This window comes from Xanthomonas bonasiae (genome assembly GCF_014836395.1).
GTDB lineage: Bacteria > Pseudomonadota > Gammaproteobacteria > Xanthomonadales > Xanthomonadaceae > Xanthomonas_A > Xanthomonas_A bonasiae.
In genome coordinates this window covers 1,697-21,863 of the sequence record NZ_JACSQX010000023.1, presented here as the reverse complement: position 1 = coordinate 21,863, position 20,167 = coordinate 1,697, and the positions used below count along the sequence as shown (strand labels likewise).

Below are 20,167 nucleotides of genomic sequence, written 5' to 3'. Positions count from 1 at the left end.
CTCAGGCGGAAACGCGCCGTGACCGCCAGCGCGGACGCCGTTCGCCGCGGAACATCAGCAGGTACAGCCCGAGCACCCAGACCAGCGCCGCACACCAGCCGCCGAGGATGTCGGAGGGATAATGCACGCCCAGGTAGATGCGCGACACGCCGACCAGCAACGCGAAGGTGCTGGCCAGCAGCAGCACCGGCCAGCGCCAGCGGGTGCGCCAGGCCAGCGCGATCAGCACCGCGGCCAGGGTCATCGAGCCCATCGCGTGGCCGCTGGGGAAACTGAAGGTGTGCTCCGGCGCGATCGACTCCCACAGGCTGGGCCGGTCGCGCTGGAAGAACTGCTTGGCGCTCATGTTCAACAGCGCCGAACCGACGAACGAGAACCCGGCGAACATGGCCTCGCGCCAGCGCCGCAGGCCCAGCAACAGCAGCACGATCAGCGTGTCCAGCGGGATCACCCCGTACTGGTAGCCGGCCTCGGTGACCACGCTGAAGAACCGGTCCCAGCCCGGCGAGGCCAGCGCGCGCATGCTCCACAGCAGCGGCTCGTCGAAATAGAAATTCTCCAGTTCGTGGACCTCGTCGGCCAGCGCCACGAACACGCCCATCGGCAGCAGCACGCCGGCGAACAGCAGGCCGATGCGCCAGGCGTTGCGGCGCAACCAGTGGCGCACGCCGGCGGCGCGCTCCGCCGGGTTCTCACCCGGCGCGGCGGACATACTTGGTTTCGACGTAGTCGTCGATCAGCGCGACGAACTCGTGGGCGATGTTCTCGCCGCGCAGGGTGACCGTCTTTTCGCCGTCGACGAACACCGGCGCCGACGGCGCCTCGCCGGTCCCCGGCAGCGAGATGCCGATGTTGGCGTGGCGCGATTCGCCCGGTCCGTTGACCACGCAGCCCATCACCGCCAGGGTCATGTTCTCGGCGCCGGGATGGCTCACCTTCCACTCCGGCATCTTCGCGCGGACGTGGTTCTGCACCACCTTGGCCAGTTCCTGGAAGAACTCGGAGGTGGTGCGGCCGCAGCCCGGGCAGGCGGTGACCAGCGGGGTGAAGGCGCGCTGGCCGGTGGTCTGCAGCAGTTCCTGGGCGACGATCACCTCCTGCGTGCGCGACTGCCCCGGCTCGGGGGTCAGCGAGATGCGGATGGTGTCGCCGATGCCTTCCTGCATCAGCACCGCCAGCGCCGCGCTGGAGGCGACGATGCCCTTGCTGCCGATGCCGGCCTCGGTCAGGCCCAGGTGCAGCGCGAAATCCGAGCGCTGCGCCAGGTCGCGGTACACCGCGATCAGTTCCTGCACGCCGCTGACCTTGCAGCTGAGCACGATGCGGTCGCGGCCCAGGCCCAGTTCCACCGCACGTTCGGCCGAATCCAGCGCCGAGCGGATCAGCGCCTCACGCAGCACGCGGCCGGCGTCCCACGGCGTCTCGCGGCGCGAATTCTCGTCCATCAGCTGCGCCGCCAGGGCCTGGTCCAGCGAGCCCCAGTTGGCGCCGATGCGCACCGGCTTGTCGTACTTCAGCGCGAACTCGATCAGCTGCGCGAACTGGGTGTCCTTCTTCTTGCCGAAACCGACGTTGCCGGGATTGATCCGGTACTTGGCCAGCATCTCGGCGCACGCCGGTTCGGCGGCCAGCAGCTGGTGCCCGTTGTAGTGGAAGTCGCCGATCAGCGGCACCTCGATGCCCATCATCCGCAGCTTGTCGACGATGCGCGGGATCGCCGCGGCCGATTCGGCATTGTTGACGGTCAACCGCACCAGCTCCGAGCCGGCGCGCCACAACTCGGCCACCTGCTTGACCGAGGAGGCCACGTCGGCGGTGTCGGTGTTGGTCATCGACTGCACCACGATCGGCTTGCCGCCGCCCACGACGACGCCTCCGACGCGGACCGGCTGGGTGGAACGGCGCGCCCAGGGCGCGGCGTCGCTGGGGGGGGTGGGTCGGCTGACGGCGTCGTACATGCGCGCATTTTAGCGTGAGCGGGCGGCCGTGCCCCACCCCGGCGCCGGGGACTGCGACGGTTTGTCGCAGACAGCCGTGCGCGCCAGCGCATACGATGCGCGCCATGACCTCCACCGATGCCTCGTTCCTGCGCACCCTGTGCAGCCTGCGCTGGCTGGCCACCGCCGGGCAGGCGGCGACGATCCTGGTCGCGACCTGGGCGATGCGGCTGCCGCTGCCGCAGCTGCCGCTGTGGTCCGGCGTGGCCGCGCTGACCCTGTTCAACCTGTATGCGCAGCTGCGCCTGCGCCATGCCGACACCGCCGCGCCGGCCACCGCGTTCGGCCACATCCTGGTCGATGTGACCGTACTGACCTGGATGGTCGGCTGGAGCGGCGGCATCGGCAACGCCTTCGGCTCGCTGTTCCTGGTGCTGATCGCGTTGGCCGCGCTGGCCCTGCCGCTGCGCTGGGCGCTGGCGGTGGCGGCGGCCTGCGTGGCCGGCTACGCGGTCAGCGCGCTGTTCGGCCTGCCGCTGCCGCGCGGCCCGCACCAGGCCTTGGACCTGCAGCGCTGGGGCATGGCCGCCAACTTCCTGCTGTCCACCATCGTGGTGCTGGTGTTCTCCACCCGCCTGGCGCTGTCGCTGCGCGAACGCGAGCGCGAGCTGGCGCTGCTGCGCGAGCGCTTCACCCGCAACGAAGGCATCGTCGCCCTCGCCACCCACGCCGCCTCGGTCGCGCATGAGCTGAATACGCCGCTGGCGACGATGACCCTGCTCACCGACGACATCGTCGAGCAGATCGAGCAGCCGGAACTGCGCGAGGACCTGGAAACCCTGCGCGAACTGCTGGTGCAGTGCCGCGAACGGGTGCTGGCGCTGGCCGCACCGGCGCAGCGCGCCGGCGGCGGCACGGTGTCGCTGGCGCACGTGCTGCACCAGTGGCAACTGGTGCGCCCGACCGTGCAACTGCGGCGCAACGACGACGCGCCGCTGCAGCTGCGCCTGGAGAGCGCGATCGGCCACCTGCTGCAGGTGCTGCTGAACAACGCCGCCGACGCCGGCGAACGCGCCGGCCATCCGCAGGTGGACCTGAGCGTGCGGGTCACCGGCAGCGAACTGGTCGGCGAGGTCCGCGACTACGGCGGCGGCTTCGACGCCAATCAGGTCGCGCTGCCGGCCACCCTGTTCCGCAGCGGCAAGCCCGACAGCATGGGCGTGGGCCTGGCGCTGTCGCATGCCACCATCGAACGCCTGGGCGGCGAACTGTGGACCCAGCCGGCGCCGGACCACGGCGCACGGGTCGGTTTCCGCCTGCCGCTGCTCGCCCTGGAGACGCCCGCATGAGCGACGACGCCCCGCTGGGCCTGCTGGTCGACGACGACCCGCTGTACCTGCGCACCCTGCAACGCACCCTCGCCCGCCGCGGGCTGGAAACGCTGACCGCCGACAGCGGCGCCGCGGCGCTGGCCCTGGCCACGGCGACGCCGCCGGACTACGCGCTGATCGACCTCAAGCTGGGCGACGAATCCGGCCTGGCGCTGATCCAGCCGCTGCGCGCGATCCGCGCCGACATGCGCATCCTGCTGGTCACCGGCTACGCCAGCATCGCCACCGCGGTGGAGGCGATCAAGCTCGGCGCAGACGACTACCTGCCCAAGCCGGCCACCGTGCAGATGATCCTGCGCGCGTTGAGCCTGGAGGCGGACAGCGCCGAGGACGACGACGCACTCGAACTGCCGGACGCGATGACCCCGCTGAGCCGGCTGCAGTGGGAGCACATCCAGCAGGCCATGCACGAGACCGGCGGCAACGTTTCGGCGGCCGCGCGCCTGCTCGGCATGCACCGCCGCTCGCTGCAGCGCAAACTGGCCAAGCGCCCCAGCCCGCAACGCGAGCCGCCGCGCTGAGCGTGGTGCGGTTGCGCCTGGCGTCGCCGTCTACCGTCGTACACACCGGCTTCACTTTCCCGACCCGCGGCTGTTCGCCGTCCGCGCGCCGACTCAAGTCGCCCACGCAGGCGCCGTTAAATCCTGCATGCGCCCTTCTTCTCATCCGCTGCCGCCCGACGAATCGACGAGGCTGGCGACCCTGCGCCAGCTGTGCCTGCTCGATACCCCGGCCGACCGCGTCTTCGACCTGATCACCCAGCTGGCCTCGCGCACCCTGCGCACCCCGATCGCGCTGGTCTCGCTGATCGACGAGCAGCGCCAGTGGTTCAAGTCCCGGGTCGGCCTGGACGCGCCGCAGACGCCGCGCAGCCAGGCCTTCTGCGCGCATGCGATCCACAGCCCCGAGCTGCTGGTGGTGGCCGACGCGCGGCAGGATCCGCGCTTCCGCGACAACCCGCTGGTCACCGGGCCGCCGTTCATCCGCTTCTACGCCGGCGCGCCGCTGATGCTGGCCGACGGCACCGGCCTGGGCACGCTGTGCGTGATCGACAGCGAACCGCGCAGCGAGTTCGACGCCGACGCGCGGCGTACCCTGCAGGAGCTGCGCGACCTGCTGCTGCTGCGGATCGAGACCCTGCGCAACACCGGCTACGTCGATGCGCTGACCGGCCTGCCCAACCGCAGCCGCTTCAACGAAGACCTGACCATGTGGCTGTCACTGCAGAGCGCGGACCAGCACGACACCGGCGTGGCGATCGACGTCTGCGGGACCGAGTACTTCCGCGACATGGTCAAGGCCCTGGGCTGGGAATACGCCGAGGGCTACCTGCTGGCCGCGCGCGACCGTCTGCTGCAAGCCCTGGACGGGTTGCCGGCCTACCGCATCGACACCACCAGCTTCGCCTTCGTGGTGAAGGGCAACGACCCGGCACAGCTGGCGCAACGCTGCGAACGCGTGTGCGGCGCCTTCGCCGAGGCGATCGAGCATCAGGGCATTCCGCATGCCGCGACCCCGTCGCTCGGCGCGGTGAGCCTGGACGGCGTGCTGAGCGCCAACCACACGCTGCGCTCGCTGACCACGGCGGTGGACATGGCACGCCAGCGCGGCCTGCCGTGGAGCCTGTACGAGCGCAGCCACGACGCCAGCCAGCGCAATGCGTTCCGGATCCTGGCCGCGCTGCCGGAAGCGCTGAGCGCGCGCGAGCAACTGAGCCTGCACTACCAGCCGCGGGTCAGCCTGCGCAGCGGCGAATGCGTCGGCGTGGAAGCGCTGCTGCGCTGGGAGCATCCGCTGCTCGGCACGGTCGCGCCCAACGACTTCATCCCGCTGGCGGAGAAGACCGCGCTGATGAGCCGGGTCACCGCCTGGGTGCTGCGGGCCGGCATCGCGCAGGCGGCGCTGTGGCAGCAGCAGGGGCATCGCTTCAGCATCTCGCTGAACGTGTCGGCGGTGGACCTGGAACAGGCCGACTTCATCGCCACGCTGCGCGAGCTGCTGACGCGGCACGCGCTGGAACCGGGCCGCATCGAGATCGAGTTCACCGAAAGCGCGATGATCCGGCATCCTGAGCGCGTGGCCGAACAGCTGCAGGAGATCAGCGCGCTGGGGGTGAAGATCGCCATCGACGACTTCGGCAGCGGCTACAGCAACCTCAGCTACCTCAAGCGCATCCCCGCCAACGCGCTGAAGATCGACCAGTCGTTCATCCGCTCGCTGCCGGGCAGCCGCAAGGACTGCATGATCGTGCCGTCGATGATCCGGCTCGGCCACGATTTCGGCCAGCAGGTGGTGGCCGAAGGCATCGAGACCGAGCAGATCTACGACATGCTGCGCGAATGGGGCTGCGACGAGGGCCAGGGCTACTGGATCGCGCGGCCGATGCCAGCGGCGGCGCTGGAGGCCTGGCTGGCCACGCCATGGCGCGACCAGGCGCACGGTTGAACGCGCCGCCTGCGCACCCCTGAGGTCACGGCGGCGGCGCTCAGGCGTCGCTCACCAGAACACCGTGTACAGCGCGATCAGGATCGCGACCACGCCGACCGCGCCGATCTTGAAGCCGAGCGTGGTGGCATAGCCGACGTCGTCGGTGCGGATCAGGTCGCGCGCCTGCGTGGCCGCAGTCGCCAGCGACACCACCACCGCCAGCACCAGCGCCGCCACGAACACCACGCCGATGCGGTCCATGAACGGCAGTTCCGGCCAGGCGAACTTCAGCGCGAACGACAGCACCACCGACCCGATCGCCGCGGTCAGCGCGCCGGCTTCGTTGGCGCGCTTCCAGAACAGGCCGAGCATGAAGATCACCACCACGCCCGGGGTGAAGAAGCCGGTGAATTCCTGGATGAACTGGAAGCCCTGGTCGAAGTTGCCGAGCAACGGCCGCGCGGTGAGGATGCCGACCAGCACCGACGTCACCGCCGCGATGCGGCCCACCCGCACCAGTTGCTTCTGTTCGGTGCGCGGGCGGAACTTGGCGTAGAAGTCCAGGGTGAAGATCGTCGCCACCGAATTGATCTTCGATGCCAGCGAAGCCACGATCGCCGCCACCAGCGCGGCGAACACCAGGCCCAGGATGCCGCTGGGCAGCAGTTGCATCATGGTCGGATAGGCCTGGTCGGGCTTGGCCAGGTCCGGCGCCAGCACCACCGCGGCAATGCCCGGCACCACGATCACCAACGGCATCAGCAGCTTCAGGAACGCGGCGAACACGATGCCCTTCTGCGCCTCGCCGATGTCCTTGGCGGCCAGCGCGCGCTGGATGATGTACTGGTTGAATCCCCAGTAGCTGATGTTCATCACCCACAGCCCGCCCAGCAGCACGCTCAGGCCCGGCAGGTCCTTGTAGAACGGGTTGTCCTTGCTCAGGATCATGTGGAAGTGCTCCGGGTGCGCGTTCCACAGGTGCTTGAACCCGGCCAGCACGCCGGCACCGTCGCCGATGCGCGACAGGGTCAGCCCGGCCACCAGCAATCCGCCCAGCACCAGCAGGGTGACCTGCACGATATCGGTCAGCGCCACCGCCTTGAGCCCGCCGTACAGTTGGTAGACCAGCGCGAACACGCCGATCAGGGCCAGCGCCAGGGTCTGGTCCATGCCGGTGACCTGGCTCACCGCGATCGAACCCAGCCACAGGATCGAGGTCAGGTTGACGAACACGTACAGCAGCAGCCAGAACACGGCCATCAACGTGCGGATCCACTTGCCGTAGCGCTGCTCCAGGAACTGCGGCATGGTGTAGATGCCGTTGCGCAGGAAGATCGGCAGGAAGAACTTGCCGACGATCAGCAGGGTCAGCGCCGCCATCCATTCGTAGGACGCGATCGCCAGGCCGATCGCATAGCCGGAACCGGCCATGCCGATGATCTGCTCGGCGGAGATGTTGGCCGCGATCAGCGACGCGCCGATCGCCCACCACGGCAGGGTCTTGCCGGCCAGGAAGTAGTCCTCGGCGCTCTTGCTGTGCCCGGCCTTTTCCCGCGACACCCACTGCGCGAGCACGAAGATGCCGGTCAGGTAGACCAATACGATCGCAATATCCAACGTCGCCAGACCCACTGCACTTCTCCCACGGGCCGCGGCCCTTTCGCCTGTGTATCGATGCACCCATCCGCACAGGACGGGCGTTGTCTTTGAATGGCCTAGCGCGACCGCGAGCGGCCGCCGCCGCCGTACCGTCGCGCATCGGCCGTCGCGCGGATCGTTTGTCGCGGCGCGTCCTGTCGCCCGATGCCGCTGCTGCGACCGCTGCCGCAGCGACCACGCAGCAGGCGGTTCGGGCAGCGGCTGGCGCTATCCGCCTGCGCCGCAGCCCTGGCATTGCGCGCTGCGCCGCTTGCGTCCGTATCGGTCGCAGGCGACGCCATCCGGCGATGGCGCCGCTGCATCCTGGTCAGGCGCGTATCAGCGCACCGGGCAGTCGACCACGCTCTGCGCGTCGTTGCTGGCGCCCAGCGCGATCCGCGACAGCGCCAGGTCCAGCGTGCCGTCGCTCTCGATCACCGGCAGCCGCTCCAGCTTGGAGACATCGGCACCGGCGACGCTGAAGCACTTCAACGGCACGCCCAGCGTGCGCCATTCGCCCTTGGGCAGCGCCGCCAGCGCCTTGCCCAGATCGACCTGCGCCGCACAGCCATTGCCGCAGGCCACGCCGATATGGGTCGCGCCGCTCGGCGCCGCGTCCACCTTCAAGGTCAGGATCAGCTGCACGTCGCCGTTGCTCTCGCGCGACACGTCCAGCGGCCTGGGCAGCACCAGCGCCATCCCGGCCTTGCCCTTGCCCGACCACTCCAGCCGGCGTGCATCCTCCTGCGCCTTGTGGTCGATCGCGGTGACCTTGAGCGACCCGTCGGCCAGCGCCGCCGGGGTCGTCACCGCCGGCAGATTGGCCTGGCTGGCGCCCTGCAGGACCATATTGATGCCCGCCGCCGGCTTGCCGCGCTCGAAGTACACCCCGCCCACCGCCTGCGCGCCGGACACGCCGGAGACTTCGGACAGGCGGATCAAATCGCCCTTGTCGGCATAGCGCAGGCCATAGCCGAATGCGAACTGCGGGTTGTAGTTCTTCTGCCCGACGTTGTTGGCGTACTGGGTCGCGGTGCGCGGCCAGGAGAAGCTGAGCTTGCCGTGGAAGTCGTACTGGATGCCGCCGTCGGGCTTGCGCAGCAGCACGTCGGCGATGCCGCCGCCTTCCGACCCCGGCAGCCACGCGGCGACGAACGCATCGGCGGCATTGATCTCGCGGTTCACCCACAGCGGACGCCCGCTCAGGAACACCGCCACCACCGGAATGCCGTCGGCCTTGAGCTTCTTGATCAGCTGCAGATCGCTGTCGTCGCCGGGCTTGTACAGCAGCGTGGCGATGTCGCCCTGGAATTCGGCGTACGGGTTCTCGCCGAACACCACCACCGCCACGTCCGGCTTGGCCTGGTACTTGCCGTCGATCGCCAGCTCGGCGCTGCCGCCGGCGGCCTTGACCTGCTGCTGCAGGCCTTCCCAGATGGTGTTGCCGTTCGGGTAGTCGGCGCGCTTGGTGCCGGTGCCCTGCCAGTTCAGCGTCCAGCCGCCGGCCTGCTTGCCCATGTCGTTGGCGCCGTCGCCGGCAACCAGGATCTTGCTCTGCGGCTTCAGCGGCAACAGCTGCTTCTGGTTCTTCAGCAGCACCAGCGACTCGCGCACCGCCTGCCGCGCCACCGCGCGGTGCTCGGGCGCGCCGAGCAGTTCGAACTTGCCGCCGAGCGGGCGCTGCGACGGCTTGCCGGCCTCGAACAGGCCCAGCCGCAGCTTCACCCGCAGGATCCGCCGCACCGCGTCGTCCAGCCGCGTCATCGGGATCTCGCCCGACTTGACCGCCTTCAGCGCGCTCTCGTAATAGCCCTTCCAGCTGTCCGGCGCCATCAGCATGTCCACGCCGGCGTTGAACGCGGCCGGGCAGTCGTCGTTGCGGCAACCGGGCACCTGGCCATGGCCGTTCCAGTCGCCGACCACGAAGCCGCCGAAATGCATCTGCCCCTTCAGCACGTCGGTCAGCATCGGCTTGTTGCCGTGCATCTTCACGCCGTTGAAGCTGTTGAACGAGGCCATCACCGTCTGCGCGCCGGCGGCGATCGCCGGCGGATAGCCGGCGCCGTGGATGTCGCGCAGCTGCTGCTCGCTGACCCGGGTATCGCCCTGGTCCTTGCCGTCGGTGGTGCCGCCGTCGCCGAGGAAATGCTTGACCGAGGCGATCACGTGCGAACCGTCGAGGAAGCCGGGCTGCCCGGGCACGCCCTGCAGGCCTTCGACCACCTTGCCGGAAAAGCTGGCGACCACCTCGGGCGATTCGGAATAGCCCTCGTAGGTGCGGCCCCAGCGATCGTCCTGCGGCACCGCCACGGTCGGCGCGAAGGTCCACTCCATACCGGTGGTGCGGGTCTCGGCGGCGGTGACCGCGCCGATCTTGCGCATCAGCTCCGGGTCTCGCGTGGCGCCCAGGCCGATGTTGTGTGGGAACAAGGTGGCGCCGACGATGTTGCTCTGTCCGTGCACCGCATCGATGCCGAAGATGATCGGGATCGCCAGGCCGCCGTTGCCCTTGTCCATCGACGCCGCGTAGTAGGCGTCGGCCAGCTTCAGCCACTCCGCCGGGCTGGCGTCGTACTTGCCGCCGGGGTCGGAATTGCCGCCGGCCAGCACCGAGCCGATGTGGTACTTGCGCACGTCGTCCGGGGTCATGCTGGCGATGTCGCCCTGCACGATCTGCCCGACCTTCTGCTCCACCGTCATCTGCGCCATCAGCTTGGAAATACGCGCTTCCAGCGCCGCGTCCTCGGCCAGCGGCCAGGCCGGCGACGGCCACAGCTGCGGATGGATCGCCGGCGGTGGGGCGGCGGCGGCAGTGGCGGCCGGAGCCGATTGGCCGGGGCCGGCCGCGGCCAACGCGAGCAGGCCCAGCGCGGCCGCGGTGGCCAGCGCATTGCGAATCGGCGCAGACACGCCAGCGGACTGTTTTTGCAAGATCTTCCCTCCCAGGAACGGCGAACGCGCGACACACGGCGGCCGCGCTCCCTCCCGAGATGCGCGACCGGCGCCTACGCTTCATTACTCGCCCCGACCCTGTCAACCACGCCGCGAGGTATGCCTTGCCCCGCTACGGATATTGGATTGCGCTATAGCGATGGAATACCGGCAAGGCCGGCCCGCCGCGTGATCGCAGCATCGCCAGCCGCCGCCATGGTCGCGCCGGCAAACACGCTTGTTGCGCCGCAACACTGCCGTGCCGGAGAACTGCGCAACTCTGCGGCGGCGATGGCGCCCTCTGTGGACGGTCTGCTGCGTCACGCGACGCAGCGTTTTTAGCGCCGATCCAGTCGGACGATTGCAGCGCCCATCTCCGCTCGTCGCGACTAAAGTCGCTCCCACAGACTTTTCTCCGCTATCGCGCGGCAGGTCAACCGACAAGCAAGGTGCGTGAGCCCGCTGCGGTTTCTCGAGCGGGCAGTCGGCGCCTGCCGTGCAGGACGAGTCCGCTCACGGATACCGAAAGCGTGGCGCGCGGCAAAAACGAACGGGGCCCGAAGGCCCCGTTGCAGGACACCCGAAAGCGCGCCTCAGCCGCGCAAGCGCGCCAGCACCGCGCGCGTCACCGGGTCGGCGACCTCGGTGGTTTCGCCCTGCAGCGCCGGCAGCAGCTGACTGGCCAGTTGCTTGCCCAGCTCCACGCCGAACTGGTCGAAGGCATTGATGCCCCAGATCACCGACTGCACGTAGACGCTGTGCTCGTACATCGCGATCAGCGCGCCCAGCGCCTGCGGGGTCAGCGCATCGAGCAGGATCAGCGTGCTCGGGCGGCCGCCGGGGTAGTCGCGGTGCGGGTCGTCGCTGCCCTGCCCGTTCGCCAGCGCCTCGGTCTGCGCCAGCAGGTTGGCCAGCAACGCCTGGTGGTTGACCGTGTAGGGATCGTCGTTGTGGATGCAGCCGATGAAATCGGCCGGCACGATGCTGGTGCCCTGGTGCAGCGCCTGGAAGAAACTGTGCTGCACGTCGGTGCCGGCGCCGCCCCACCACACCGGCACGGTATCGGCCTGCACCGGGCTGCCGTCCAGGCGCACGCGCTTGCCCAGGCTCTCCATCACCAGTTGCTGCAGGTAGGCCGGCAGCAGCGCCAGGCGCTGGTCGTAGGTCATCACCGCCTGCGTGGCGTAGCCGAGCACGTTGCGGTTCCACAGCGTGGTCAGCGCATGCAGCACCGCCACGTTGCGCTGCAGCGGCGCGTTCAGCGCGTGCTCGTCGAATTGCGCGGCGCCGGCCAGCAGCTGCTCGAAGCCGTCGGCGCCGATCGCCAGCGCGATCGGGAAGCCCACCGCCGACCACAGCGAATAGCGTCCGCCGACCCAGTCCCACATCGGCAGCACGCGGCCGGCGGCGATGTCGAAGGCCTTGGCGGCGCGCTCGGGATTGGCGCTGACCGCATACAGGCGCTCGCTGCCGCCGAGCCAGTCGCGCAGGATCTGGCCGTTGAGCAGGGTTTCCTGGGTGCCGAAGGTCTTGGAGATCAGCACGCCGGCGGTGCGCGCCGGATCCAGCGTGGCCAGCGTGCGCTGCATCGCCGCGCCGTCGACGTTGGAGACGAAATGCACGCGGAAACGCGCGCCTTCGACCGGGCGCAGCGCGTCGGCGACCAGGCGCGGGCCCAGGTCGGAGCCGCCGATGCCGACGCTGACGATGTCGGTGACCTCGGTCTGCGCCAGCGCGTCGATCAGCGCGCGCATGCGCTGCTGTACCTCGCGTGCGCTGGCGTTCGCTTCGGCCGCGACCGGCGCGCCGCTGAGCTCGCCGCGCAGCGCGGTATGCAGTGCGGCACGGCCCTCGGTGACGTTGACCGTCTCGCCGCGGAACAGGCGCTGGAACGCGCCGGCCACGTCGTGCTCGGCGGCCAGCGCGAGCAGCGCGTCGAGCGCGGCGCGGTCGTATTTCTGCCGCGCGAAGTTGAAGTACAACGGTCCGACCTGCACCGCCAGGTCTTCGACCCGGCCGGGCTCGGCGGCCAGCAATTCGGGAAGGCGCGCCCCGCGCAAACGCTGGGCGTGGGAGTGCAGTGCGTCGAAACCGTTGGACTGTGTCATGCGGCCTGCTTCGGGATGCTGTGGTTGGTATGGGTGATCTTGTTGGCGCCGTCCACGTAGACCAGGGTCGGCTGGAAGCGCGCGGCTTCCTCTTCGCTCATGCCGGCGAAGGCGGCGATGATGATCAGGTCGCCGACCTGCACGTGGCGCGCGGCGCCGCCGTTGAGCGAGACGATGCCGCTGCCTTCGTCGGCGCGGATCGCGTAGGTGCTGAAGCGTGCGCCGTTGGTGACGTCCCAGATATGCACCTGCTCGAACTCGCGGATGCCGGTGGCGTCCAGCAGCAGCCCGTCGATGGCGATCGACCCTTCGTAGTTGAGCTCCGAATGGGTGACGGTGGCGCGGTGGATCTTGGTCTTCAACAGGCTCAGTTGCATGCTTGCGCTACTGCGGTGGGGAAAGACGTGCAGTTTAGCAGCCGAGGGGTTAAGCGGCAGTGGCAGCAAGGCTTGGCGGCAGGTGCGTGGCGTTGTCCGCTGCGCGTCCCGGCATGCCGAGCGCAGGACATGATTTGGCTGCCTGACGCGGCAATGCGCGATGCGAGCGACGCCAACCGCGGCCGGTCGCGCGGCGGATCCCGCGGTTGCGGATCGCGTCGCGAAGCATCAGGCCTGACGGCTTCGGACACAGTCGGGGCTGAAGCCCCTCCTACAGTGCACCCGGCCGACTCGCCGCAAGCCCCTGTAGGAGCGGCTTCAGCCGCGACGAACGAAGCGGCAGGCCTGACGGCTTCGGACACGACACAGTCGGGGCTGAAGCCCCTCCTACAGTGCACCCGACCGACTCGCCACAAACCCCTGCAGGAGCGGCTTCAGCCGCGACGAACGAATCGGCTACCGCGCTCAGAACTCCAGATTGTCGATCAACCGGGTCCGCCCCAGGCGCGCGGCGATCAAGGCCACGCGCGGGCCTTCCTGGTCGTGCGGCTCGCTCAGGTCGGGCAGGCGCAGCACGGTGTAGTCGACCTCGAAGCCGACCTCCTGCAACTGCCTGGTCGCCGCCGCCTCGATCGCGGCGCGCGGCTGCCCGGCGACATGCCCGTCGCGCATCGCCAGCAGGGTCTGGCGGATCTGCGCCGCGCGCGGCCGCTCTTCGGCCGACAGGTACTGGTTGCGCGAGCTCATCGCCAGGCCGTCGGCCTCGCGCACGATGCTGCCGCCCAGGATCTCGATCGGGAACGCCAGGTCGGCGACCATCTGCCGGATCACCGCCAGCTGCTGGTAGTCCTTCTTGCCGAACGCGGCCAGGTCCGGCTGCACCTGGTTGAACAGGCGCGCGACCACGGTGCACACGCCGTCGAAATGCCCTGGCCGGCAGGCGCCCTCCAGCACTTCGCTGACCCCAGGCGTGTGCATGCGCAGCGCCAGCTCCACGCCCAGCGGGTACATGCTCTCCACCGTCGGCAGCCACAGCACGTCGCAACCGGCGCCTTCCAGGCCGCTGGTGTCGGCTTCGGGGGTACGCGGGTAGCGGGTGAAGTCCTCGTTCGGGCCGAACTGGGTCGGGTTGACGAACACGCTGGACACCACCCGGTCGGCGTACTGCCGGGCCAGCATCACCAGCGAGAAATGCCCGGCGTGCAGGTTGCCCATGGTCGGCACGAAGGCCACCCGCAGGCCCTGCCGCTTCCAGCCGGAAACGACGGCGCGCAGCCGGGCCAGGTCGGTGATGGTCTCGATCATTTGGCGTAGGCGTGTTCGGCGTCGGGGAAGGTGCCGGCGCGCACCGCGTCGGCGTAGGCGCGCACGGCGCCGGCGATGGAGCCGCCGTCGGCCAGGAAATCCTTGACGAAGCGCGGCCGCCGGTGGCCGCTGTCCAGGCCCAGGAAGTCGTGCAGCACCAGCACCTGGCCGTCGCAGTCGGGACCGGCGCCGATGCCGATGGTGGGGATCTCCACCTCGGCGGTGATCCGCGCCGCCAGCGGCGACGGCACGCATTCGAGCACCAGCAGCGCGGCGCCGGCGGCGGCCACCGCCTTGGCGTCGGCGAGCAGCTTGGCCGCGGCGGCCTCCTCGCGGCCCTGGATCTTGTAGCCGCCGAAGGTCAGCACCGACTGCGGGGTCAGGCCCAGGTGCGAACACACCGGGATGTCGCGCTCGCTGAGGAAGCGGATCACCTCCAGCTTGTGCCCGGCGCCCTCCAGCTTGACCATCTCCGCGCCGGCCTGCAGCAGCCGGGTCGAGGCGTCCAGCGCGCGCTCCGGGGTGGCGTCGGACTGGAACGGCAGGTCGGCCACCAGCAGCGCGCGCTGCAGCACCCGCGCCACCGCGGCGGTGTGGTAGACGATGTCGTCCACGGTCACCGGCAGGGTCGAGTCGTGGCCCTGCACCACCATGCCCAGCGAATCGCCGATCAGGATCAGGTCCACGCCGTTGGCGTCGAACGCGCGCGCGAAGCCGGCGTCGTAGGCGGTCAGCATCACCAGTTTCTGCTGGCGGCGCTTGGCCTCGGCCAGGGCGGGAACGGTCCAGGGCTTGCTGTCGGCGTGGCTGCTCATAAGCTCATGCGGTGCGGTGATAAGCCGGGCATTATCTACCGATTGCCACGATCCCGTCGGTTTCGATGCGGTCGCGTATGTCACGCACCGTTCCATGGCCGGGGATGCTCGCCTCGGCGGCGATCTCGGCCAGCGGCAGCAAGGCGAAGCCGCGCTGGTGCAGGTGCGGGTGCGGCACCTGCAGCCCGGGCAGGTCGATCACCGCGTCGCCGTACAAAAGCAGGTCCAGGTCCAGGGTGCGCGGGCCCCAGCGCTCGCCGGGCGCGCGCTGGCGGCCGTGGCGGGCTTCCAGCGCCAGCAGCGCCTGCAGCAGCTCCAACGCCGGCAGCGCGGTGCTCAGCACGGCCGCGGCATTGATGAAGTCCGGCTGCGCCTGGTTGCCCCAGGCCGGGCTGCGGTACAGCTGCGAGGCGCGCAGCAGGCGCGTGTGCGGCAGCGTGTCCAGCTCGGCGATGGCCGCGCGCAGGGTCGCGACGGCATCGCCGAGGTTGCCGCCCAGGCCGATGCAGGCCTGCACCGGCGCCGGACCAGGCGAGGCGCTCACTCGGCCGGTGCGGCGGCATCCGGACGCCGGCGCCGGCGCCGGCGGCGCTTGGGGGTTTCCTCGCTGTCGGCCGGGGCCATCGCCACCTCGTCGCCGACGTAGTCGATCTCCGGGTCGAAGCCGCGCGGCGGCGGCGCATAGCCGGGCTGCTGCTGCAGCTCGCGCCAATAGGCGATGTCGGCCTCGTGCTCGGCCGAGGCCGACTGGCGCAGGATCAGGAAATCGAATGCGGCGCGGAAGCGCGGATGCGACAGCGTGCGCACCACCCGCTTCTTCTGGCGCGAGGTGAAGCGCGACTGCAGCAGCCAGATCTCCTGCATCGGCAGCGAGAAGCGCCGCGGCAGCGCGACCGTGCTCAGCTGGTGCAGGGTCACCCGGTCGGCGGCGCGGCGCTGCGCCTCCTCCAGCTGCATGCCCTGCTTCTGCAGCGCCATCAGCGCGCGGCAGTAGGCCGGCCACAGCAGCAGCGCGAACAGGAACGCCGGCGACACCGGCTCGTCGTTGGCCACCCGCGCATCGGTGTTGCGCAGGCCTTCGATCAGCATCCGCCGCAGCGCGCCGCTGCGGTTGGAATGGAGCGCCGCGGCGCTTTCCGGGAACAGCGCGGCGAGCAGGCCGTAGCGCTCCAGGCCTTCGAAGCTGGCCACGCCGTCGCCGGACAGGAACAGCTTGAGCACTTCCTCGAACAGCCGTGCCGGCGCCGCTTCGGCCAGCAGCCCGGCCAGGCGCGGGATCGGTTCGGCGGTGCTCGGCTCGATCTCGAAGTCCAGCTTGGCGGCCAGGCGCACCGCGCGCAGCATGCGCACCGGGTCTTCGCGATAGCGCTGCTCGGGGTCGCCGATCATGCGCATCAGCCGCGCCTGCACGTCGGCGAAGCCGCCGGTGTAGTCGCGCACCGAGAAATCCTCGATCGCGTAGTACAACGCGTTGCAGGTGAAGTCGCGGCGTACGGCGTCGTCCTCGATGCTGCCGTAGACGTTGTCGCGGACCAGCCGGCCGTTGTCGAGCTCGCGGTCGCCGCTGCCGTCGTCGACGTTGGCGCGGAACGTGGCCACTTCGATGATCTCGCGGCCGTAGACCACGTGCGCCAGACGGAAGCGGCGGCCGATCAGGCGGCAGTTGCGGAACAGCTGCTTGACCTGTTCGGGGGTGGCGTCGGTGGCGACGTCGAAGTCCTTGGGCTGCAGCTCGACCAGCAGGTCGCGGACCGCGCCGCCGACCAGGTACGCGCCGAAGCCGGCTTCGCGCAGCCGGTACAGCACGCGCAACGCATTGGGACTGATGTCCTTGCGCGAGACGTTGTGCTGATCGCGCGGGATCAGTTGCAGGGTGAACGGCACAGGAACTGGCGGATTGATGATGGCGCTTCCGTATCGAGTTGCGGGATTGCCGCCGGGCGGCTAGCCCCATATACTAGCGCCCTGCAATCGATGCGACCAACCTGCTCCCTTCGTCTAATGGTTAGGACGTGGCCCTCTCAAGGCTAAAACAGGGGTTCGAGCCCCCTAGGGAGCACCATCGCCGCCTCGCCTGCAGCGAAAACCACAAAAGCCCCGCCCTGGCGGGGCTTTTGCGTTGTGGGGCCGGCCCCGCACCGGGTGCGCTCACCACTGGTTGCGCAGGCGCCGGTAGCCCTCGACCAGGCGGATGTTGGTCGCGGCCACCTCCTCGGAGAATTCGCTGGCCGCGACGCTGACCCGCGCGATCTTCGACAGGTCGGTGCGCGGCCCGATGCGCTCGGTCGAGGGCACGTAGAACCCCGGCGGCAGATCGCAGCCGTCGACCACGGCGTTGTGCCGGACCACGCAGCCGTCGCCGACCTCGCAATTGAACAGCACGCTGTTGAAGCCGATGAACACGCGCTCGCCGACCGTGCACGGCCCGTGCACGATGGCGCGGTGCGCGATCGAGGTGCGCGCGCCGATCAGCACCGCCGCGCCGGCCTTGGAGTGGATCACCACCCCGTCCTGGATATTGGCGTAGGCGCCGATGTGGATCGGCTCGATATCGCCGTCGGCGGTGGTCTCGTCGGCGCGGATCACCGCATACGGGCCGATGAACACGTGCGCGGCGACCACGACCCGCCCGCACAGGATGGCGGTGGGATCGACGAACGCGCTCTCGTCGACCACCGGCAGGTCGCCGCGCGGATTGCGGCGGATCATCGGGCGCCCTCGCCCGCCGCGAACGGGTCCGGATCGCCACATCCGCGTTCGGGAGCCCCGGCCTCGGCCACCGCGTCGTGCGGGTGCAGGCTCTCCAGGTGCCGCACCTGCACCCGCACGCTCCGGTAGCGCGCACCCAGCGCCTGCTGCAGGCGCCGCGCGGCGTCCTCCACGTACATCAGGTTGGCGCCGTTGAGGCGGGCGAAGGCCTGTTCGTCGGCGCGCCGCACCGCGGCCTGCACCGGCGTGGCCAGGGCCTGCTCGGCCAGCGCGATCAGTGCGTCCAGGTCGAAGCGCACCGCGCGCGGCGACACCGCCACGCGCAGCGTGGCGATGCTGCGCTGGCTGTGCGGGGTCGCATGGCTGCCGTGCCGCAGCAGCCAGTCCGCCACGGCCTCGCGCTGCAGCGACGGCTGCCCGGCATGCTGCTGCAGGAACGCCGCACTGAGCAATTGCCGGGCCAGCGCCGCCGAACACGGGCAGGTGGAGGAATAGACCACCTCCACTCCGACCTCGATGCGCACGCTGGCGCCGCGCAGCAGCGCGTCGATCCGCAACGGATACGCCTTCCAGCCGGCCAGGCCTTCGCTGCGCAGCGCCGGGCTGCGCCGCAGCAGGGACAGGCGCAAGCCGACCCGCGCCGCGGTGGAGGCGCAGTCGGCATGGCTGTGCACCATCGCGTGCAGCAGTTGCGCCAGCCGCGACGGCGACAGCGGCTGCTGCGCATGCTCGTCCAGCAGCCGGTACAGCCGCGACATGTGGATGCCCTTGACCTGCGCCGCCGGCAGATCGACATGCAGCGCCGCCTGCGCCGGCAGCGGCTCGGTGTCGGCCGTGTCGCACAGGCGGACCGGCAAGGCGATGCCGTCCATGCCGACCCAGTGCAGCGGCGCGACGATCGTGGACGGTTCGCTGCTGGCGACGTCGGGCAACGGCGGTGGAATCGGCAGGTTCATCGGATTGGCAAGGCCAGCAAAGGGGAAGGAATAAAGCGGCGGCGCCATGCGCCGGCAGCGGCTCAGGCATGCACCGGAAATGCCTGGAAGTAGTCGTCGATGCCCAACTGCAGCGACTGCGCCAGTTCCTCCTGGTGGCGGTCGCTGACCAGGCGGCGGCAATCGTCGGCGTTGCTCATGAAGCCGGTCTCGACCAGCAACGACGGAATGTCCGGCGATTTGAGCACCGCGAAGCCGGCCTGGCCGACATCGCCCTGGTGCAGCCGGGTGACCTGCTGCAGGCGCCCGAGCATGTGCTTGCCGAACTGCAGGCTGGTGGCGATGGTGCCGCTCATCGACAGGTCCACCAGCACCTTCGACAGCACCGGGTCCTTCTGCCGCAGATAGCGCTCGGCGACGTTGCCGTACTGGTCGGCGCTGTTCTCGCTGTCGGCGATCCAGCGCGCCAGCGCCGAGCTGGCGCCGTTCTCCGACAGCGCATACACCGAAGCGCCCTGCGCGCTGCGATTGGGCGCCGCATCGGCATGGATCGACACGAACAGATCGGCCTTGCGCTGGTGCGCGATCACCACCCGCTCGTGCAGCGGCACGAAACGGTCGTCGCTGCGGATCAGGGTCGGCCGGTAGCGCGGGTCGGCCTGCAGCGCGTGGTACAGGCGCCCGGCCACGGCCATCGCCACGTGCTTTTCGTAACGGGCATCGGCGCTGACCGCGCCAGGGTCCTTGCCGCCATGGCCGGCATCGATGGCGACCACGCGCGGCCGCGACGGCGTCGCGATCGCGGTGCGCGGCGGCACGACGAGCGCGGCAACGGGCGCGGCAGCCGCGGCGTCGGCCGGTCCGAGATCGAGCAGCAACCGTGGCGACACCCCCGCATCGGTGTCCCAGTGCGCGCTGGCGGTGACCGGCCGGCGCAGGTCCAGCACGATGCGCAGGCCATCGGCCTGCGCCCCGCTGCGGATCGCGGCGACCACCGCGTCGGGTTCCGGCAGCAGGATCGGCGGCGCCGGCGCGGCGATCCCCGGCAGATCGATCACCAGCCGCTCCGGATCGGACAGCGCGAACACCCGGTAGTCCACCGTCGCGTCGAGCTGCAGGCGCAAACGCAGGCGCCCGTCATCGGTTTCCAGGTGGCCGTCGGTCAGCCTGGGCGGCGATCCGGCGCGCGCCCAGGCCGGCGCCAGCAGCAGTGCGGTGCCCGCCATCCCCAGCCATTCGCGCCGATTCATGCGCGGCCTCGCCCTGGCGCGGAGCGGAAATCGCGGATGTAGCCGGAGCCGAACCGAAAGTCGCGACCAGACACTGCAATGCTCCACGGCAAAATGTTACTAAGTAACATATCGCGGACGCAGTGCGACCGCCATCGCATTGCGACCGGCAGTCAGCTGGCAGACGGGATGGTGCTTGCCGGCACAGGCCGGCAGCTGCGAGGGCGCAGCTGCCGGGCAAGTGCAGACGGTCTTTCCGGCGCGGCCATCAACAGGGGCGATGGCGCCGCGGCGTGACCGCAGGCGATGCCGCACTGCCGGCGATCGCGCCGGGCGCGGCGCCGCGTGCGCCGGCGCGGCCGCAT

16 protein-coding genes and 1 tRNA gene are annotated in these 20,167 nt (G+C 70.1%); 4 read left to right on the top strand and 13 right to left on the bottom strand.

Annotated elements, in window-relative coordinates:
- Position 1: 1 nt before the first annotated feature.
- Entirely contained in the window at positions 2-712 is a 711-nt protein-coding gene (locus H9658_RS22355; RefSeq protein WP_191827002.1) for a phosphatase PAP2 family protein, read from the bottom strand.
- On the bottom strand, positions 693-1,958 hold the full coding sequence (gene ispG / locus H9658_RS22350; RefSeq protein WP_179564272.1) for a flavodoxin-dependent (E)-4-hydroxy-3-methylbut-2-enyl-diphosphate synthase: 1,266 nt from the start codon (positions 1,956-1,958) through the stop codon (positions 693-695). The genes H9658_RS22355 and ispG overlap by 20 nt, the downstream gene beginning before the upstream one ends.
- A gap of 104 nt (positions 1,959-2,062) precedes the next feature.
- Between ispG and H9658_RS22345 the strand changes: the two genes are divergently transcribed.
- The 3 genes from H9658_RS22345 (at position 2,063) to H9658_RS22335 (ending at position 5,773) form a co-directional block, all read left to right on the top strand.
- A complete protein-coding gene (locus tag H9658_RS22345; RefSeq protein WP_179564270.1) occupies positions 2,063-3,286 on the top strand; it encodes an ATP-binding protein in 1,224 nt (407 codons plus the stop codon).
- The gene (locus H9658_RS22340; protein ID WP_191827001.1) at positions 3,283-3,849 is read left to right on the top strand and encodes a response regulator transcription factor; all 567 of its coding nucleotides are present in this window, start codon (positions 3,283-3,285) and stop codon (positions 3,847-3,849) included. The genes H9658_RS22345 and H9658_RS22340 overlap by 4 nt, the downstream gene beginning before the upstream one ends.
- A 127-nt stretch (positions 3,850-3,976) precedes the next feature.
- Positions 3,977-5,773: a putative bifunctional diguanylate cyclase/phosphodiesterase gene (locus H9658_RS22335; protein WP_191827000.1), complete on the top strand. Its 1,797-nt coding sequence runs from the start codon at positions 3,977-3,979 to the stop codon at positions 5,771-5,773.
- A 51-nt stretch (positions 5,774-5,824) separates the two neighbouring features.
- Here H9658_RS22335 and H9658_RS22330 read toward each other — a convergent pair whose 3' ends face one another.
- The 8 genes from H9658_RS22330 to pcnB form a co-directional block, all read right to left on the bottom strand.
- Positions 5,825-7,387, bottom strand: coding sequence for a sodium/sugar symporter (locus tag H9658_RS22330; protein WP_179564264.1), 1,563 nt, complete (start codon positions 7,385-7,387; stop codon positions 5,825-5,827).
- 345 nt (positions 7,388-7,732) lie between these two features.
- Positions 7,733-10,324 (bottom strand): glycoside hydrolase family 3 protein, encoded by a 2,592-nt coding sequence (locus H9658_RS22325; RefSeq protein WP_191826999.1) that lies wholly within the window; start codon positions 10,322-10,324, stop codon positions 7,733-7,735.
- Between the two features lie 593 nt (positions 10,325-10,917).
- Positions 10,918-12,432 (bottom strand): glucose-6-phosphate isomerase, encoded by a 1,515-nt coding sequence (gene pgi / locus H9658_RS22320; protein ID WP_179564260.1) that lies wholly within the window; start codon positions 12,430-12,432, stop codon positions 10,918-10,920.
- Positions 12,429-12,809 (bottom strand): aspartate 1-decarboxylase, encoded by a 381-nt coding sequence (gene panD / locus H9658_RS22315; RefSeq protein WP_003470181.1) that lies wholly within the window; start codon positions 12,807-12,809, stop codon positions 12,429-12,431. The genes pgi and panD overlap by 4 nt, the downstream gene beginning before the upstream one ends.
- A 465-nt stretch (positions 12,810-13,274) precedes the next feature.
- Positions 13,275-14,114: a pantoate--beta-alanine ligase gene (gene panC, locus H9658_RS22310; RefSeq protein WP_191826998.1), complete on the bottom strand. Its 840-nt coding sequence runs from the start codon at positions 14,112-14,114 to the stop codon at positions 13,275-13,277.
- Positions 14,111-14,929 (bottom strand): 3-methyl-2-oxobutanoate hydroxymethyltransferase, encoded by an 819-nt coding sequence (gene panB, locus H9658_RS22305; protein WP_191826997.1) that lies wholly within the window; start codon positions 14,927-14,929, stop codon positions 14,111-14,113. The genes panC and panB overlap by 4 nt, the downstream gene beginning before the upstream one ends.
- A gap of 31 nt (positions 14,930-14,960) precedes the next feature.
- Positions 14,961-15,473 (bottom strand): 2-amino-4-hydroxy-6-hydroxymethyldihydropteridine diphosphokinase, encoded by a 513-nt coding sequence (gene folK / locus H9658_RS22300; RefSeq protein WP_179564257.1) that lies wholly within the window; start codon positions 15,471-15,473, stop codon positions 14,961-14,963.
- Positions 15,470-16,813 (bottom strand): polynucleotide adenylyltransferase PcnB, encoded by a 1,344-nt coding sequence (pcnB, locus tag H9658_RS22295; protein WP_237651029.1) that lies wholly within the window; start codon positions 16,811-16,813, stop codon positions 15,470-15,472. Before pcnB ends, folK begins: the two co-directional genes overlap by 4 nt.
- A gap of 103 nt (positions 16,814-16,916) precedes the next feature.
- Between pcnB and H9658_RS22290 the strand changes: the two genes are divergently transcribed.
- A tRNA-Glu gene (locus H9658_RS22290) sits at positions 16,917-16,991 on the top strand.
- A gap of 86 nt (positions 16,992-17,077) precedes the next feature.
- Here the strand turns inward: H9658_RS22290 and H9658_RS22285 are convergent.
- The 3 genes from H9658_RS22285 to H9658_RS22275 all read right to left on the bottom strand — a co-directional run bounded on the left by H9658_RS22285 (position 17,078) and on the right by H9658_RS22275 (position 19,823).
- Entirely contained in the window at positions 17,078-17,638 is a 561-nt protein-coding gene (locus tag H9658_RS22285; RefSeq protein WP_179564256.1) for a gamma carbonic anhydrase family protein, read from the bottom strand.
- Positions 17,635-18,582 (bottom strand): GTP cyclohydrolase FolE2, encoded by a 948-nt coding sequence (gene folE2, locus H9658_RS22280; protein WP_191827012.1) that lies wholly within the window; start codon positions 18,580-18,582, stop codon positions 17,635-17,637. Before folE2 ends, H9658_RS22285 begins: the two co-directional genes overlap by 4 nt.
- 74 nt (positions 18,583-18,656) lie before the next feature.
- Complete coding sequence (locus tag H9658_RS22275; protein WP_191826996.1) at positions 18,657-19,823, bottom strand: N-acetylmuramoyl-L-alanine amidase; 1,167 nt, start codon at positions 19,821-19,823, stop codon at positions 18,657-18,659.
- Positions 19,824-20,167 lie beyond the last annotated feature (344 nt).